We start from the raw sequence: 16,464 nt of genomic DNA on the forward strand, positions 1-16,464 counted from the left end.
TGGGCGTAAGGTTGCGATTTGGCCGAACCCAGAACCGGCGTTCGGACGGGATGTCTCGACCGTGAGGGTTACCCCTCGGTAGAGATGACGTTTGCGTCCCCGGGGTACACGATGGTGGCGGCGCGACAGCTGTGCAGAACGCTCGCAGACACCCCGTAGGCACCACCGAACAGAAGGAACAGCGTGGCTTCCGGATCCGATCGCAACCCGATCATCATTGGCGGCCTTCCCAGTCAGGTCCCGGATTTTGATCCCGAAGAGACCCAGGAATGGCTCGACTCCCTCGACGCCGCCGTTGACGAGCGGGGCCGCGAGCGGGCCCGCTACCTGATGCTCCGGCTGATCGAGCGGGCCCGTGAGAAGCGCGTGGCCGTGCCCGAGATGCGCAGCACGGACTACGTGAACACGATCGCCACCAAGGACGAGCCGTTCTTCCCCGGGAACGAGGAGATCGAGCGCAAGGTCCTGAACGCGACCCGCTGGAACGCGGCCGTGATGGTGTCGCGCGCGCAGCGCCCCGGGATCGGCGTGGGCGGTCACATCGCCACGTTCGCGTCCTCCGCCTCGCTCTACGACGTCGGCTTCAACCACTTCTTCCGCGGCAAGGACGAGGGCGACGGCGGCGACCAGATCTTCTTCCAGGGCCACGCTTCGCCGGGCATCTACGCCCGCGCCTTCCTGCTGGACCGGCTGAGCGAGACCCAGCTCGACGCCTTCCGCCAGGAGAAGTCGAAGTTCCCGAACGGTCTGTCGTCGTACCCGCACCCGCGGCTGATGCCCGACTTCTGGGAGTTCCCCACCGTCTCGATGGGCCTCGGCCCCCTCGGCGCCATCTACCAGGCGCGCATGAACCGCTACATGGAGGCGCGCGGCATCGCCGACACCTCCGCGTCGCACGTCTGGGCCTACCTGGGCGACGGCGAGATGGACGAGCCCGAGTCGCTCGGCCAGCTCTCCATCGCCGCCCGTGAGGGCCTCGACAACCTCACCTTCGTCGTCAACTGCAACCTGCAGCGCCTCGACGGCCCGGTGCGCGGCAACGGCAAGGTCATCCAGGAGCTGGAGTCGCAGTTCCGGGGTGCCGGCTGGAACGTGATCAAGCTGGTCTGGGACCGCTCCTGGGACCCGCTGCTCGCGCAGGACCGCGACGGCATCCTGGTCAACAAGCTGAACACCACGCCGGACGGCCAGTTCCAGACGTACGCGACGGAGACCGGCGCGTACATCCGCGACCACTTCTTCGGCGACGACCACCGGCTGCGCGCCATGGTCGAGAACATGACCGACCAGCAGATCCAGCACCTGGGCCGCGGTGGCCACGACCACAAGAAGGTCTACGCGGCGTACGCGGCGGCCAAGGCCCACAAGGGCCAGCCGACGGTGATCCTCGCCCAGACCGTCAAGGGCTGGACGCTCGGTCCGAACTTCGAGGGCCGCAACGCCACGCACCAGATGAAGAAGCTGACGGTCGACGACCTGAAGCGCTTCCGCGACCGGCTGCACATCCCGATCTCCGACAAGCAGCTCGAGGAAGGCGCTCCGCCGTACTACCACCCGGGCCGCGACTCGGAGGAGATCCAGTACATGCACGACCGCCGCAAGGCGCTGGGCGGGTACGTCCCGACCCGCGTCGTGCGCTCGAAGCCCCTGGCCCTGCCCGGGGAGAAGACCTACGCGGCGGCCAAGAAGGGCTCGGGCCAGCAGTCGATCGCCACGACCATGGCGTTCGTCCGCATCCTGAAGGACCTCATGCGGGACAAGGAGATCGGCAGGCGCTTCGTGCTGATCGCCCCCGACGAGTACCGCACCTTCGGCATGGACGCGTTCTTCCCGAGCGCCAAGATCTACAACCCGCTGGGTCAGCAGTACGAAGCGGTGGACCGTGAGCTGTTGCTCGCGTACAAGGAGTCGCCGACCGGTCAGATGCTGCACGACGGCATCTCGGAGGCCGGCTGCACCGCCTCGCTGATCGCCGCCGGTTCGGCGTACGCCACGCACGGCGAGCCGCTGATCCCGGTGTACGTCTTCTATTCGATGTTCGGTTTCCAGCGGACCGGTGACCAGTTCTGGCAGATGGCCGACCAGCTCGCGCGCGGCTTTGTGCTGGGTGCGACCGCCGGTCGTACGACTCTGACCGGTGAGGGTCTCCAGCACGCGGACGGTCACTCGCAGCTGCTCGCCTCGACGAACCCGGGCTGTGTCTCGTACGACCCGGCCTTCGGCTTCGAGATCGCGCACATCGTCGAGGACGGCCTGAAGCGGATGTACGGCTCGACGGCCGAATTCCCGCACGGCGAGGACGTCTTCTACTACCTGACCGTCTACAACGAGCCGATCCAGCACCCGGCGGAGCCGGCCGACGTCGACGTGGAGGGCATCCTCAAGGGCATCCACCGCTTCAAGGCGGGCGAGGCCGGCGCGATCCCCGCGCAGATCATGGCGTCGGGCGTGGCCGTGCCGTGGGCCGTCGAGGCCCAGCGGATCCTCGCCGAGGAATGGAACGTCAAGGCCGACGTCTGGTCGGCGACGTCCTGGAACGAGCTGCGCCGCGACGCCGTCGAGGCCGACGAGCACAACCTGCTCCACCCGGAGGAGGAGCAGCGCGTCCCGTACGTGACGCAGAAGCTCTCCGGCGCCCAGGGGCCGTTCGTGGCCGTCTCGGACTGGATGCGCTCGGTTCCGGACCAGATCTCGCGCTGGGTTCCGGGCACGTACACCTCGCTGGGCGCGGACGGCTTCGGCTTCGCGGACACGCGGGGCGCGGCCCGTCGCTACTTCCACATCGACGCCCAGTCGATCGTCCTCGCGGTGCTCACGGAGCTCGCGCGGGACGGCAAGGTGGACCGTTCGGTGCTGAAGCAGGCCGTGGACCGCTACCAGCTGCTCGATGTGACGGCGGCCGACCCGGGCGCCGCCGGCGGCGACGCGTAGTGAAGGTGCGGGGGGGGATTTCGACCCCCCGCACCCCCCATAGCATTCCCGGCATGAAGGAACGCTGGGAAGAGCGCATGCAAACGCCACTGCTGATCCTGGCAGTGGCGTTTGGCCTTGCCTACGCCGTGCCGGTCGTCGCGCCCGACGCGGAGCCCTGGGTGCGTACGGTCTGCACCACCGTGGAGTGGGTGGTGTGGGCCGCGTTCGCCGTCGACTACCTCGTACGGCTGGCGCTGGCGCCCGCCAAGTGGCCATTCGTCCGCAGCCATCCGCTCGACCTGGTGGCCGTACTGCTGCCGCTGGTGCAGCCGCTGCGGCTGCTGCGGCTGGTCTCCACCCTGCTCCTGGTGGGACGGCGGGCCCGGATGGCCCCGCAGATCACGCTCACCACCTATGTGGCGGGCGCGGTGGTGGGTCTGATGATGTTCGGGTCGCTGGCCGTGCTCCATGTGGAGCGCAACGCGCCGAACGGGAACATCAAGACGCTGGGCGACGCGGTGTGGTGGTCCTTCACCACGATGACGACCGTCGGGTACGGGGACCACGCGCCGACCACCGGACTGGGGCGGGTCCTCGCGGTGGGCCTGATGCTGTCCGGGATCGCCCTGCTCGGTGTGGTCACCGCGAACATCGCCGCCTGGTTCATCTCCCGCTTCGACCGGGACGACGAGGCGGAGCGCCGGCAGACGGCGCTCCTCGAAGCGCTGACCCATGAGGTGAGGGAGCTGCGGGCGGAGGTCGCGCGGATGGCCGGGACGACGGCGGGCGCCGTCGTCCCCGAGCAGGACGAGCCCGCTCCTATGTCTCCCAGATCTTGAACGCCCTTACCTGATAGGGAGACCGGGGCACCCACGTACCGCCGCCGGGATAGGTCTCGAACTCGCCGGTCTCGCCGCACTCCGCGGACTGGTAGGTCGTGACGGGACGGCCGGTGCGGTTGGCGAGGGCCTGGGCGGTGGTGCCGGCCGGCAGGACGACACAGCTCTCGATGTCGGTGTCGGTCAGCTCATGGACCAGGGCCGCGCCCCGGAAGTCGTTCCTCGGCCAGAGGCAGAGCTGTCCCGCCTCGCAGGCGCCGAGGCGGGGAGGCGCGGCGGCGGCGGGCGTGCCGGTGAGGAGCTGGGTGGCGGCCAGGGCGGCGATGGCGGCCGTGGCGAGGACGGTCTTCGTACGCATGTCGGTGAACCCCCGTGTCGTTGTTGATCACTTGGCGTGAGCCTGGGGGTGCCGGCGGGCCGCCGGGAAGGGGGTTCCGGGTGATCCACCCGGATAGGTGACAGCCCCGCCGGAGGGCCCGGCGGGGCTGTGGCACGTACGCGATTGACGTCAGATGTGGGCTCCGCCCGCGCCGGCCTCCGCGTTGGCGCCACGCTTGGTCAGCGTGGCGACGAGCGCCGCGACGACCGCCACGACACCGGCGACGGTGAAGGCGAGGCCCATGCCCGACATGAAGGTGTCGTGGATGACGCCGCCGATCTTGGCGAACAGGTCCGGGGTCATACCGGGCGCCTTGGCCAGCTCGGCCGGGACGATGCCGAACTCGGCGGCCTGTTCCAGCTTGGGGTCGGCCGGGACGGGGATGCCCGCCTTCTGCCAGTTCTCCGCGAACTCGCTGCTGACCCGGGAGGACATGACGGCGCCGAGGACGGCCGTGCCGAGTGCGCCACCGACCTGCATCGCGGCCTGCTGGAGGCCGCCCGCCACTCCGGAGAGCTCCAACGGGGCGTTGCCGACGATGACCTCGGTGGCGCCGACCATGACCGGCGCGAGGCCGAGGCCGAGGAGGCCGAACCAGAGCGACATGGCCGGCGTGCCGGTACCTGCGGTGAGGCTGATCATGCCGAACATGGCAACCGCCGTGCAGACCATGCCGCCGACCAGCGGGATGCGCGGACCGAACTTGGTGATCAGGACGCCCGCCAGTGGCGAGGAGACGATCATCATGCCGGTCAGCGGCAGCAGGTGCAGACCGCTGTCGACGGGGCTCAGACCCTTCACGCCCTGGAGGTAGAAGGTCACGAAGAAGAGGCCGCCCATGAAGGCGAAGGCCATCAGCACCATCAGTACGACACCGGCCGACAGCGGGACGGAGCGGAACATGCCCAGCGGGATGAGCGGCTCCTTCACCCGGGTCTCCCAGAAGGCGAAGATCGCGAAGAGCGCGACCGCGCCGCCCAGGAAGCCCCAGGTGTTGCCGCTCGCCCAGCCCCAGGACTCGCCGGCCTTGATGATGCCCCAGATGAGGGACGCCATGGCGGCGGAGAGCAGCAGGATGCCGAGCAGGTCGAAGGAGCGCGGCGCGTTCTCGGCGCGGTGGTCCTTGAGGATCACCAGGCCGAAGACGAGCGCGAGCACACCGACCGGCACGTTGATGAAGAAGACCGACTGCCAGCTGACGTGCTCGACGAGGAGACCACCGACGATGGGGCCGCCCGCGGTCGAGGCGCCGATGACCATGCCCCAGATGCCGATGGCCATGTTCAGCTTCTCGGCGGGGAAGGTGGCGCGCAGCAGGCCGAGCGCCGCCGGCATGAGCAGGGCGCCGAAGAGGCCCTGGAGCACCCGGAAGGCGATCACCAGGGCGATGGAGTCGGAGAGTCCGATCGCCCCGGACGCGGCGGCGAAGCCCGCGATGCCTATCAGGAAGGTCTGGCGGTGGCCGAAGCGGTCACCGAGCTTGCCGGCGGTGATCAGTGCGACGGCGAGCGCGAGGAGGTAGCCGTTGGTGATCCACTGGACGTCGGCGAGCGAGGCGCCGAGGTCCTTCTGGATGGCGGGGTTGGCGATCGCGACGATCGTGCCGTCGAGCGCGACCATCATCACGCCGATGGCCACGGAGAAGAGCGTCAGCCAGGGATGGCCGCGCAGTCCTTTGGGCGGCGCCGGGACGGTGCTCCGGTCCTGCGACGCCTTGTCGACGGTGGTCTGACTAGTCATGCCGTCGAGGCTAATGTCAGCCACTGACAATTGACAAAGCAATTCACACGTCGGTAACTGTCATCTAGCTCACAGGTACGCTGAGCGGGTCGAGGTGGCGGAAAGAGGACCCTGAAGTGACGGTTTCCGGCCTGCGCGAGCGGAAGAAACAGCGCACCCGCGACTCGCTGCTGCGGGTGGCCCTGGAGCTCTTCACGAGCAAGGGATACGAGAGGACGACCGTCGACGAGATCACCGAGGCCGTCGATGTCTCCCAGCGCACGTTCTTCCGGTACTTCGCCAGCAAGGAGGAGGTCGCCTTCGCCGTCCAGGAGATGGTGGAGGAGCGCTTCTTCGACGCTCTGTGCGAACGGCCCCCGGAGGAGGGCCCCTTCGACGCGATGCGCAACGCGGTGCTGAGCGCCTGGGACACCATCGGTGAGGCGATCATGGAGGTCGTGCCCGTCGAGCTGTATCTGCGGACGTTCCGGATGATCGAGTCGACGCCCGCGCTGCTCGCCGTCCATCTGCGCCGCTCCACGGAGATGGAGGAGCGCATCGCCCGCCTGATCGCCGAACGCGAGGGCCTCGACCTGGACACGGACCCACGGCCGCGTGTGGCGGTGGCGGCGTTCAGCGGGGTGATGCGGGTGACGGGACAGCTGTGGGGCCGGGGCGAGGACCTGACGCTCGACGCGATCCGGGATCTGACGGAACGGTATCTGGACCACCTGGGACCGTCACTGGCTGCAGACTGGCGCACGCGGGCCCAAGGCATCGTTTCGGAATGAGACTGGCAGCCGCCTCGAGCAGATGAGGTTCTGGGCACAGGTGATCGTCCCTCTGCCTGCTACTGGTGCCGGTTCAACCGGCACCAGTAGCAGGGGCGGCGAGGTCGCACTACGCGACGGCGGTCCCCTCGAGCTCGACCATCTGGCCGGGGATCGCCAGCCGCGTCACCCCGAGCATCGTGGTGGCCGGCGCCACCCCGACGGCGCCCAACCGCGCCGCCAGTACGCCGTAGTGCTGGAAGAGCAGATCGACGTCGGTCGTGTAGACGTTGAGCCTGACGAGGTTCGCGAGAGCCATGCCGGCCTCGCCGAGCACGGCCTCCACGTTGTCGATGCTCAGTGTCAACTGCGCCGCCATGTCACCATCATGCTGTGGCTTGCCGTCGCCGCTCATCGCGGTCTGCCCCGAGATGTACAGGGTCCGGGTGTGCCCGGAGACGATCTCGCCCTGGTTGAACCCCAACTCCACCGACCACGACACCGGGTTGACCGCCGTTCGTTCCACTGCCACATCAGCTCCATTCGATTCATCGGAAGTACGCACGCCCTCGGCCCGGTAGCCACCTGCTGTGACGTCGCGGCAATGAGCCTCCCAACGAATCACGACACCCTCAGTCAGGTATTCCGTTAAGGTCCACGCATGCGTGCCGACCGGTTGGTGTCGCTGGTGCTGCTGCTGCGTCAGCGCGGTCGGATGACAGCGGACACACTGGCCAGGGAGCTGGAGGTGTCCACCCGTACCGTGCTGCGTGACATCGAGGCGCTGTCCGCGGCGGGCGTCCCGGTGTACGCGGAACGCGGCAGGCACGGCGGGTTCGGGTTGTTGCCCGGTTTCCGGACCGAGCTGACCGGGCTGAACCACGATGAGGCCCTCGCCCTGCTGACCGCCGGATCGGCGCGCGGCGAGTTGGTGTTCGGCCTGGGCTCGGCGCTCGCTTCGGCCATGCGGAAGGTGGTCGACGCGCTGCCCGAGAGCCATCGGGCCTCCGCGAGCGACGCGGCCCAGCGGTTTCTCGTCGACCCGGAGACCGACCTGCTCTCACGCCGGACGGGTGCCGAGGAGGTGCCCGGGACCACGATGATCGAGGTCAGGCGCGCGGTGCTCGCCGGGCACAAGCTGCGCATCCACTACGCGCCCGCCGGCCGGCCACCGCAGTGGCGCACGGTGGACCCGATCGGGCTGGTCACCGTACGCGACCGGGGCTACTTGCTGGCCACGAGATCCGGCGCGGACCGCACCTACCGGCTGTCGCGGGTGTTGGCCGCCGAGGAACTCCCCGAAACGGCACAGCGACCAAACCGGATCGATCTGGACCGGATCTGGCGGGAACGCTCCGCGCGGTTTCTTTCCGGCGGCGACCACATCACCGTGCTGGTACGGGTGAACCCGGCGCGGCGGGAGGACCTGCTGGATACCGCGCTGGCCGTCCGCGCGGAAGAACCCGACGCAGACGGCTGGCTGCGACTGGAGGCGACCTTCCAGGATTCACGACACGCCGAATGGGCGCTGTGGCAGCTCAGCACGGACGCGGAAGCCCTGTCCCCGCGGTCGTTGCGCACCTCCCTGCGCAACCGAGCCGCCGCGATTGCCACCCGCTACGGAGACTCATCCTGAGAATGAGGAGCGAAGAGCGAGAAGCGAACTCATGTGACTGCATGATCTGCGGCGCGCGGGCTCAGCGGGCTCGCCCCCTGCCTTCGCGCGCGCCGGGAGGGTACCGGGCACGGGCACGGAAAGTGACCACTCCCCCATCACATTCCCGCGAACGGACGTGATCCCCGTCACTGTCTTCGCGGCGCCCCTCGCCGGTCTCCTAGGGTGTCCCGCAGTGACTTCCTTCGACTCCTCCCCCACACTCGCCGTCTGGCGCATGCTGCTCGCACTCGCCGTCGTGTTCGTCATGCTGGCCACCACCGGCTGGACCGCGCTGCGCGAACACCGCGGGTCAGACGGCTCACCGCAGGCCGCGCTCACCGCCTGGCGCGTCGGCCGGGTCGACGGACGGGCCCTGCCCGACCCCGCCTCCCCGCCGCGTACGCTCGCCGCGTTCTTCGACTCGCTCAGCCGCGCCCAGCGCACCAGGCTCGCCGACGAGCACCCGTACGTCGTCGGCAATCTGAACGGCGCCCCCGTCACGCTGCGCTACCGCGCCAACCGCGCCGCCCTCGACGGGGCGCTGCGGACCGAGCGCAGCCGGGTGGAGGACCGCAGGCTCACCGCCGACGGCCACCACGAGGCGGTCCGCCGGATGAACCGCTTCGAGTCGCTGTTGCGCAAGGGACGGCAGATCCTCTCCTTCGACCCGTCCGGCACGGGCAGGACCGCCGAAGTGTTCGGTGACCTCGACCGGGCCAAGAGGGTCTCGGTGATCGTCCCGGGCGTGGACACGAACCTGCTCACCTTCCAGAAGACCAACCGCAGGTACAGCGCCCCCGTCGGCATGGCCCAGTCGCTGTACGCGGCCGAACGCCGGGCCTCCCCGCGTACCCCCACCGCCGTCATCGCCTGGGCCGACTACACCGCGCCCGTCGGGGTCGGCATGGACGCGGCCACCGGCAGACTCGCCGCGTTCGGTGCCCTGCGGCTGCTCGCCCTGACCCGCGCGCTGCCCGGCGAGGCTCCCGTCTCGCTGTTCTGCCACAGCTACGGCTCCGTGGTGTGCGGCGTCGCGGCGCCCCGGCTGCCCGCGCGGGTGACCGACGTCGCGGTGGCCGGCAGCCCCGGGATGCGGGTCGCGAGCGCGGCGGAACTGCGGACCCGGGCGCGCGTGTGGGCCATGCGGGACGCCGACGACTGGATCCAGGACGTGCCGTACGTGGCGGTCGGCGGGGTCGGGCACGGGGCGGACCCGGTGGCGCCGGAGTTCGGGGCGCGGCTGCTGTCGGCGGCCGGCGCGGTCGGTCACGCCGGCTATTTCGAGCCGGGTACGGAGAGCCTCAGCAACTTCGCCGAGATAGGGGTCGGTTCCTACGGCGACCTCACGTGCGCGGGCGCCGGGAGCGCCTGTCGCAGTGGAATTTCCGGTGGAGCGGACGCCTGACACGTGTAGAGCGCCGCGCGGCGACCTCCCCTCCGTACTTCTTCGGGACTTCTTCGGGCTCCTTCGCCCGGATGCGAGGGGCGACGCGCGGGCCCTCGCCGCATACGATGAGGCGTATGGGTGATGTGCTGGCCGGAATTCATGCCACCTGGGAGTTCGAGACCGACGCCGTGCTCATCCGCTTCGAACGGGGGATCCGCACGCCGAAGCTGTTTCAGTCCCTGCGCGAGCGGCGCGTCCCCCACGAGGCGTTGGCGTCGGTGACCCTCTCCCCGGGCAAGCGGGGCACGGTGGTCCTGCACGCGGTGCCGAGACCCGGCGCGGATCCGCTGATGGAGGCCGCGGCGGGGCAGCTGAAGGAAGGGTGCGATCCGTACCGGCTGGTACTGCCCGCCGAGCGCGAGACCCTCGCCGAGTACTACGCGGACGAACTGCGGGCCCTCCTCGGGCCACGGGCCGGGGAGCCCTCCGAGCGTTTCCTGGTGACGGCGCCGCCGACCCCGCTCCACTTCAAGGCGTACGACGCCAAGGCGTCCTTCGACGGGAAGCGCGTGGCGTTCCGATGGTTCTGGACGGGGGCGTCGTCGGCGAAGTGGAAGGCGGGCGACCAGAGCTTCCCGGTCCATGAGCTCAGCGGTGTCGAGTGGCGTTCGCCGGACGTCTTCGACGGCTATCTGCGCCTGCTGCGCCGGGACGGCGGCCCCCAGCCGGCCCAGGCGGACCAGGACCCGTACGCGGTGGTCTTCGGGCTCGGTTACGGCCCGGTGCACGAGTCACTGCCGTTCGCGGCGGCGGTCCTGGCGGCCTCCCGGGGTGCCTCTCCCGCGCCGGTGGTGGAGCAGGGGACCGGGCGCCGCGACCCGGCGGTGATCGCGGAGCGGATGCATCACCTCGGGGAGCTGTACAGCGCGGGGCTGGTGACGGACGAGGAGTACACGGCCAAGAAGGCGGAGCTGCTGGCCGAGCTCTAGTACACGCGTTCCCGGGCCGTGCGTCCCCGAGTTCATGTCGTATGCGGTCACGCGTCCACGAGTTCCGGGCGCTCATACCTCGGTATGACACGGCACTCGACCCCCCGGTATGACGACCGCCGGTACCGCTCTGCCTACGCTGATCGGGCCATGCGTACCGATACCCCCTCCCCCGAGTCCTCCGAGTCCGCCGGGCCCTCCCGGCCGGGCGACCGCCTCGCGCGCTTCGCCCGTCTCGCGCCCGTACGCGCCACCTGGCGGTTCATGCTGCCGTCGCCCGAGACACGGGACTCGCTGCACGCCTTCGGGGTCGCGCTCGCCACCCCCACCGAGCCGGGCGCGCCGCTGCTCGCGCAGGCCTCGTCGCGGTGGCTGCGCAGGCTCCCGTACGTCCTCGCGTTCTGCTTCGTCTGCGCGCTCCTGCCGGTCACGGTCACCGTCCTCGTCAGCGACTACAAGGTCAACGGCGCCCTCGCGGGTGCGCTGGCCACCGCCCAGACCGCGCCGCTGCTCCTCGCGGTGACCCGGCCGCTCCAGGCCTGGTGGATCATCCTGGGCGCCGACGTCCTGGGCGCGGTGGTCCTCCTGGGCGCGGGCGGTGTCGACGACAGGTCCTGGCCGTGGACGCCGATGATCGTCGTCGGCTACCTCGCCCTGATGCTCGCCCTCGGCCTGCGCGAGCCGCGACGGACCCTGATCGGCGTCTGGCTGGTGACGGGCATCGCCGGTTTCCTGTGCGAACTGCTCTCGCAGGAGCACAGCGACGGCATCCACCTCCTTCTCTTCGTCCTGTCCGGTGTCCTCCTCCTGCTCACGGCGACCCTGCGGGAGCGCGGCGACGCGCAGCGCCGGCTCGTCGAGCAGGAGACCATCAGCGAGGCCGAGCGCGCCCGGCGCACCCTGCTGGAGGAGCGTGCCCGGATCGCCCGTGAGCTGCACGACGTCGTCGCCCATCACATGTCGGTGATCACCGTGCAGGCCGATTCGGCGCCCTACCGGATCGAGGGGCTGCCGGACGCCGCACGCGAGGAGTTCTCCACGATCGCGGCGAGCGCCCGGGAGTCCCTGGCCGAGATGCGGCGGCTCCTCGTCGTCCTGCGCAGCGAGGGGACGGAGGGCGAGCGGGCGCCGCAGCCCGGCCTCGACCGGGTGCAGCAGCTGGTGGAGGCGACGGTACGGGCCGGGGTTCCGGCCGAGCTGTCGATCCCGGCCCAACTGGGCCATGTACCACCGGCCGTGGACCTCTCCGCGTACCGGATCGTGCAGGAGGCGCTGGCGAACGTGGTGCGGCACGCGCCGGGGGCGCGGACGCGGGTCTCGGTGACCGTCGCCGACACGTGGCTGCTGGTCCTGGTGGTCAACGGGCCGTCGGACAGGCTCACTTCGCCGCTGGAGACGACCGGGACGGGCCACGGGCTGGTCGGCATGCGGGAGCGCGTACGGTTGACCGGCGGCACGCTGGACACCGGGCCGCTGCCCGACGGCGGATTCCGGGTCTCGGCCCGCTTCCCCCTGACCTCCGAGGACGCTTTGTGACCATCCGCGTGATCATCGTCGACGACCAGGCCATGGTGCGGGCGGGGTTCGCCGCGCTGCTGTCGGCGCAGGCCGACATCGATGTGGTGGGCGAGGCGCCGGACGGGCGGCAGGGTGTGGACGTGGCACGGTCGACGCATCCGGACGTGGTGCTGATGGACGTACGGATGCCGGAGATGGATGGTCTGGCGGCGGCGCGCGAGATCTTGAGCCCCCCGCCGGGGGTGGTCCACCGGCCGAAGGTGCTCATGCTGACCACGTTCGACGTTGACGACTACGTGTACGAGGCGCTGCGCGCGGGCGCGTCGGGCTTTCTGCTGAAGGACGCGCCGCCGGCCGATCTCATCGGAGCGGTACGGGTGGTGGCGGGCGGCGAGGCGCTGCTCGCCCCGTCCGTGACCCGCCGCCTGATCGCGGACTTCGCGGCGCAGCGCCCGGCTCCCCGCAAGGACCGCTCCCTTCGGCTGAACGGGCTGACTCCGCGTGAGACGGAGGTCCTGGAGCTGATCGCCCGGGGCCTGTCCAACCAGGAGATCGCGGACCATCTGATCCTCGCGGAACAGACGGTGAAGACCCACATCGGCCGCGTATTGGCGAAGCTGGACCTCCGCGACCGGGCGCAGGCGGTCATCTTCGCGTACGAGTCGGGCGTGGTGACCCCGGGCGACACCGCGTAGCGGCCCGTCGGGCCGCAGGGGCGCGCGGTCGCGCCGAGGGCAGGCGACGACGCCGGGCCGCCGTCCGCGCACGCCCGGCCGGGGCCCCGAAAGCGCCCGCACCCGCACCCGCACCCGCCAACTCTCGTACCCCGTACGCCCCCTACCCAGGTATCACCCGTCAGTTGGCCCTCCGGTGTGACGTGTCGTCGCCCGTCCTCTTCCTACCTTCCTCTCGCCGCAGCCGAGGAACACGAAGAGGGAGAACCCCCATGCGCCGCTACAAGAGGACCTTGATCGCCGTCGCGCTCGCGACCACCGTGGTCGCGGGGACGGTCGGTTGGGCGTCCGGGGGTGCGCAGCAGGTCGTGACCGGGCCGCCGCCCGGGAGCGGTGCCTGGGTGGCGGAGGGGCTTCCCGATCCGGGGAGCAGTACGCCGCAGGAGGTCGCCCGGTTCTTCCGGGGGCTGTCGGCGGAACGGCAGCGGGAGCTCGTACGGCGGCACCCCGGCGTCGTCGGGAATCTCGACGGTGCTCCCCTGGCTCTGCGGTACGAGGCCAACTCCCTCGCCGTAAATGGCGACGCGCGGTACAGCCGGCTCGCCGGGCACCGGATACTCGCCTTCGACCCCCGCGGCCGCGGCCAGGTCGCCGAGGTGTTCGGGGATCTGGAGGACGCGGCGCACGTGGCCGTCGTCGTGCCGGGCTCCGACATCGACGCCGGGAACAGCGCGCCGCTGAACGCCCAGGCCGAGGCGCTGCGGGTCGCCACCCACGGCCGGGCGGCGGTGGTCGCGTGGGCCGGCTACACCACGCCGGTCGGTGTCGGGCTCGACGCCGCCACCGGGGACCTCGCCGAGGCCGGGGCGGACCGGCTGGTCCGGTTCGCGGACGGGCTCGTGGCGACCGGCGCCCCCGAGCCGTCGCTCTTCTGCCACAGCTACGGCTCCGTGGTGTGCGGGCTCGCCGCCCCGCAGCTCAAGGCGAAGGACCTGGTGGTCTTCGGCTCCCCGGGGATGCGCGCCGAGAACGTCGCCGATCTGCACACCGGCGCGCGCGTCTGGGCGGCCAGGAACCCCTCCGACTGGATCTCGCGCGTCCCCCATGTCCGGTTCCTCGGCCTCGGCCACGGCACCGACCCCACCTCCCCGGACTTCGGTGCCCGCGCGGTCCCCGCGGCCGACGCGCAGGGCCACGACGGCTACTTCACGCCCGGCACCGCGTCCCTCCGTACCTTCGCCGCGATCGCGCGGGGAGACGAGCGGTGAAGCGCCGACTGATGGCGGCCGCCGGGGCGATCGAGACCCGCACGCCGGCCCACCGGGACCGCGCGGTCGACGGGCTCCGCGCCCTCGCCCTGCTCGCGGTCCCCACCGGGCACTGGCTCCTGGGCGGGTTCACCCTCGACAGCGGCGGCGCCCTCCACAACGCCAGCCCGCTCTCGGCCTTCGGCTCCCTGGCGCCGGTCAGTTGGGTGCTCCAGATGCTCGGCATCTTCTTTCTGGTCGGCGGGTACGCCTCCGTCCTCTCGTACCACCGGCGCGAGGGCTCCACGGGCGACTGGCTGAAGGGGCGGCTGGCCCGGCTCGGCAGGCCCGTACTCGGTGTCACCGCCGTCTGGGCCGCCCTGATCCCCCTCCTCCAGTACGGGTTCGGCGTCCCCGGCGACACGCTGCGCACCGCGTCGACGCTGGTCGTCCAACCCCTGTGGTTCGTCGGCGTGTACGCGGTCGTCACCGCGCTCACTCCGTACTGCGTCCGTGCCGCACGGCGCCTCGGCGCCTGGGCCGCCGCCCCGCTGCTCGGCTCGGTCGCGGTCGTCGACTTCCTGCGCTACGGCCCGTACGCCGACGCCGTGCCGTCCTGGCTGAGCGTCGTCAACATCCTTCCGGGCTGGATGTTCGCCTACCAGATCGGTGTTTCCTGGGGCGAGGGCCGGCTCGGCAGGCGTCACGCCTGGGCGCTGCTGATCGGCGGCGCCGCGCTGTTCACCGCGCTCCTCGCCGTCTTCGACTACCCCTCGTCCATGGTCGGCGTCCCCGGCGAGGCCCGCACCAACTCCCACCCGCCGTCGCTGCTGGTCCTGGCGCTGGCCGCCGCTCAGAGCGGCGCCGCGATCCTGCTGCGGGACCGCATCGGCACGCTTCTCAGGCGTCCCGCGCTGTGGGCGCCGGTCGTCGTCGTCAACCTCTGCGCGATGACGATCCTGTGCTGGCACCAGACGGCGATGCTCGCGGCGGCGATCCCCGCGTCGCTGACGCTCGGCACGGTTCCGGGGCTGACGACCGGCCCGGACAGCCTCGGCTGGGTCCTCGCGCGGCTCGCCTGGATGCCGCTCTTCGCCGGGCTGCTCGTCCTCGTCGGACGGTACGCGCGCGGGTTCGAGTCGCCCTGGACGACGGCGGGCGGAGCCCTCCGGGCAGCGGCGGGGCTGCTCGCGGCGGGCTTCGCCGTCTTCGCACTCGGGCTGGCATAGGCCGGGACAACTCTCCGGGAGAGATGTCCCGGCCTCGGGCGGATGAGCGTCGGGCCGATGAGCCTAGGCGGATGAGTCTCCGGCGGATGAGCGTCGGACGGCTTCCCGTCGGACGCTTCGCCTCAGACGTTTTCGCGCGCCGCCGAGGTGGACGACATGTCCGGGTACCTGTCGCCCGTCACCTGCTCCGCGATCGGCTCCAGGAGCGCCAGCTCCGACTCGCTCAGCGTGATCCGGGTCGCCGCCGCGTTCTCCAGGAGCCGGGACCGCTTGCGGGTGCCGGGGATCGGCACCACGGTCAGGCCGTGCACCGCCGCCCGCTGCTGCACCCACGCCAGGGCGATCTGCGCGGCCGTCGCACCGTGCGCCGCCGCGATCTTGCGGACCGGCTCCAGGAGCGCCGCGTTGCGCTGCGCGTTCTCGCCGGAGAAACGGGGCTGGAACTGGCGGAAGTCGCCGCCGGACAGGTCCTTCGTCGCGTCGGCGAACGCCCCGGTCAGAAAGCCCCGGCCGAGCGGTGAGTACGGCACGAAGGCGACGCCCAGTTCGGCCGCGGCGCCGACCGCGCTGCGCTCCACGTCACGGGAGAAGAGGGACCACTCCGACTGGAGCGCGGTGATCGGGTGCACGGCGTGCGCCTCGCGCAGCTCCGCGCCGGTCACCTCGCTCAGCCCGAGGTGCCGGACCTTGCCCTCCTTGACGAGGTCCGCCATCGCGCCCACCGACTCGGCGAACGGTACGGCCGGGTCGTGGCGGTGCATGTAGTAGAGGTCGATGGTCTCGACCCCCAGGCGGCGCAGGCTGCCCTCGACGGCCGACTTGATGTACGCGGGGTCGTTGCGGACCCTGCGGTAGTGCGGGTCGTCGGTGCGCTCGATGGCGAACTTGGTCGCCAGGGTGATCTCGTCGCGGTGAGCGGCGACGAACGGCGCGAGGAACTCCTCGTTGGCGCCCCGCCCGTACACGTCCGCCGTGTCGATCAGGGTGACGCCCGCCTCCAGCGCCGCGTCCAGGGTGTCCCGGGCGGCGGCCTCGTCGGTGTCGCCGTAGAACTCGCTGATGCCCATGGCGCCGAAGCCCTGGACTCCCACCTCGGGGCCGTCCGTACCGAGCCGTGCTGTGTCGATCTTCTGCGTGCTCATC

14 protein-coding genes are annotated in these 16,464 nt (G+C 71.0%); 10 read left to right on the forward strand and 4 right to left on the reverse strand.

Going from position 1 to position 16,464, the window contains the following annotated elements; translation table 11 throughout:
• Nucleotides 1-183: 183 nt before the first annotated feature.
• Nucleotides 184-2,931: a pyruvate dehydrogenase (acetyl-transferring), homodimeric type gene (gene aceE / locus ACZ5VC_RS03050; RefSeq protein WP_469118358.1), complete on the forward strand. Its 2,748-nt coding sequence runs from the start codon at nucleotides 184-186 to the stop codon at nucleotides 2,929-2,931.
• 53 nt (nucleotides 2,932-2,984) lie between these two features.
• Complete coding sequence (locus tag ACZ5VC_RS03055) at nucleotides 2,985-3,752, forward strand: potassium channel family protein (protein WP_469118359.1); 768 nt, start codon at nucleotides 2,985-2,987, stop codon at nucleotides 3,750-3,752.
• Here ACZ5VC_RS03055 and ACZ5VC_RS03060 read toward each other — a convergent pair.
• Nucleotides 3,733-4,110: a peptidase inhibitor family I36 protein gene (locus ACZ5VC_RS03060; protein ID WP_469118360.1), complete on the reverse strand. Its 378-nt coding sequence runs from the start codon at nucleotides 4,108-4,110 to the stop codon at nucleotides 3,733-3,735. The two genes, ACZ5VC_RS03055 and ACZ5VC_RS03060, sit on opposite strands and share 20 nt — an antisense overlap.
• Nucleotides 4,111-4,260: 150 nt before the next feature.
• Nucleotides 4,261-5,871 (reverse strand): MFS transporter, encoded by a 1,611-nt coding sequence (locus ACZ5VC_RS03065; RefSeq protein WP_469118361.1) that lies wholly within the window; start codon nucleotides 5,869-5,871, stop codon nucleotides 4,261-4,263.
• 116 nt (nucleotides 5,872-5,987) lie between these two features.
• Here ACZ5VC_RS03065 and ACZ5VC_RS03070 point away from each other — a divergent pair, with 116 nt between their 5' ends.
• Complete coding sequence (locus tag ACZ5VC_RS03070; protein WP_469118362.1) at nucleotides 5,988-6,641, forward strand: TetR/AcrR family transcriptional regulator; 654 nt, start codon at nucleotides 5,988-5,990, stop codon at nucleotides 6,639-6,641.
• A 109-nt stretch (nucleotides 6,642-6,750) separates the two neighbouring features.
• Here ACZ5VC_RS03070 and ACZ5VC_RS03075 read toward each other — a convergent pair whose 3' ends face one another.
• Nucleotides 6,751-7,146, reverse strand: a complete 396-nt coding sequence (locus tag ACZ5VC_RS03075; protein ID WP_469118918.1) for a RidA family protein — start codon at nucleotides 7,144-7,146, stop codon at nucleotides 6,751-6,753.
• Between the two features lie 135 nt (nucleotides 7,147-7,281).
• Between ACZ5VC_RS03075 and ACZ5VC_RS03080 the strand changes: the two genes are divergently transcribed.
• The 7 genes from ACZ5VC_RS03080 to ACZ5VC_RS03110 all read left to right on the forward strand — a co-directional run bounded on the left by ACZ5VC_RS03080 (nucleotide 7,282) and on the right by ACZ5VC_RS03110 (nucleotide 15,321).
• Nucleotides 7,282-8,256, forward strand: a complete 975-nt coding sequence (locus tag ACZ5VC_RS03080) for a helix-turn-helix transcriptional regulator (protein WP_469118363.1) — start codon at nucleotides 7,282-7,284, stop codon at nucleotides 8,254-8,256.
• A 214-nt stretch (nucleotides 8,257-8,470) separates the two neighbouring features.
• Nucleotides 8,471-9,682 (forward strand): alpha/beta hydrolase, encoded by a 1,212-nt coding sequence (locus ACZ5VC_RS03085; protein WP_469118364.1) that lies wholly within the window; start codon nucleotides 8,471-8,473, stop codon nucleotides 9,680-9,682.
• A 116-nt stretch (nucleotides 9,683-9,798) separates the two neighbouring features.
• Entirely contained in the window at nucleotides 9,799-10,653 is an 855-nt protein-coding gene (locus tag ACZ5VC_RS03090; RefSeq protein WP_469118365.1) for a DUF4429 domain-containing protein, read from the forward strand.
• 150 nt (nucleotides 10,654-10,803) lie between these two features.
• Nucleotides 10,804-12,189: a sensor histidine kinase gene (locus ACZ5VC_RS03095; RefSeq protein WP_469118366.1), complete on the forward strand. Its 1,386-nt coding sequence runs from the start codon at nucleotides 10,804-10,806 to the stop codon at nucleotides 12,187-12,189.
• Nucleotides 12,186-12,866 (forward strand): response regulator, encoded by a 681-nt coding sequence (locus ACZ5VC_RS03100; protein WP_469118367.1) that lies wholly within the window; start codon nucleotides 12,186-12,188, stop codon nucleotides 12,864-12,866. Before ACZ5VC_RS03095 ends, ACZ5VC_RS03100 begins: the two co-directional genes overlap by 4 nt.
• Nucleotides 12,867-13,117: 251 nt before the next feature.
• Complete coding sequence (locus ACZ5VC_RS03105) at nucleotides 13,118-14,113, forward strand: alpha/beta hydrolase (RefSeq protein ID WP_469118368.1); 996 nt, start codon at nucleotides 13,118-13,120, stop codon at nucleotides 14,111-14,113.
• 11 nt (nucleotides 14,114-14,124) lie between these two features.
• Nucleotides 14,125-15,321 carry an acyltransferase family protein gene (locus tag ACZ5VC_RS03110; RefSeq protein ID WP_469118919.1) on the forward strand — a complete coding sequence of 399 codons (1,197 nt, stop codon included), beginning with the start codon at nucleotides 14,125-14,127 and terminating at the stop codon, nucleotides 15,319-15,321.
• A gap of 122 nt (nucleotides 15,322-15,443) precedes the next feature.
• Here ACZ5VC_RS03110 and ACZ5VC_RS03115 read toward each other — a convergent pair whose 3' ends face one another.
• Nucleotides 15,444-16,463, reverse strand: coding sequence for an aldo/keto reductase (locus tag ACZ5VC_RS03115; RefSeq protein WP_469118369.1), 1,020 nt, complete (start codon nucleotides 16,461-16,463; stop codon nucleotides 15,444-15,446).
• Between the last annotated feature and the right edge of the window lies 1 nt (nucleotide 16,464).

This window comes from Streptomyces sp. NPDC033174 (assembly GCF_055577795.1).

What these genes read in the sequence shown, in the direction of transcription:
- ACZ5VC_RS03055 (WP_469118359.1), top strand. Translation starts at nt 2,985, where the DNA reads ATGAAGGAACGCTGGGAAGAGCGCATGCAAACGCCACTGCTGATCCTG.
- ACZ5VC_RS03060 (WP_469118360.1), bottom strand. Translation starts at nt 4,110, where the DNA reads ATGCGTACGAAGACCGTCCTCGCCACGGCCGCCATCGCCGCCCTGGCC.
- ACZ5VC_RS03065 (WP_469118361.1), bottom strand. Translation starts at nt 5,871, where the DNA reads ATGACTAGTCAGACCACCGTCGACAAGGCGTCGCAGGACCGGAGCACC.
- ACZ5VC_RS03080 (WP_469118363.1), top strand. Translation starts at nt 7,282, where the DNA reads ATGCGTGCCGACCGGTTGGTGTCGCTGGTGCTGCTGCTGCGTCAGCGC.
- ACZ5VC_RS03090 (WP_469118365.1), top strand. Translation starts at nt 9,799, where the DNA reads ATGGGTGATGTGCTGGCCGGAATTCATGCCACCTGGGAGTTCGAGACC.
- ACZ5VC_RS03095 (WP_469118366.1), top strand. Translation starts at nt 10,804, where the DNA reads ATGCGTACCGATACCCCCTCCCCCGAGTCCTCCGAGTCCGCCGGGCCC.
- ACZ5VC_RS03105 (WP_469118368.1), top strand. Translation starts at nt 13,118, where the DNA reads ATGCGCCGCTACAAGAGGACCTTGATCGCCGTCGCGCTCGCGACCACC.
- ACZ5VC_RS03110 (WP_469118919.1), top strand. Translation starts at nt 14,125, where the DNA reads ATGGCGGCCGCCGGGGCGATCGAGACCCGCACGCCGGCCCACCGGGAC.
- ACZ5VC_RS03115 (WP_469118369.1), bottom strand. Translation starts at nt 16,463, where the DNA reads ATGAGCACGCAGAAGATCGACACAGCACGGCTCGGTACGGACGGCCCC.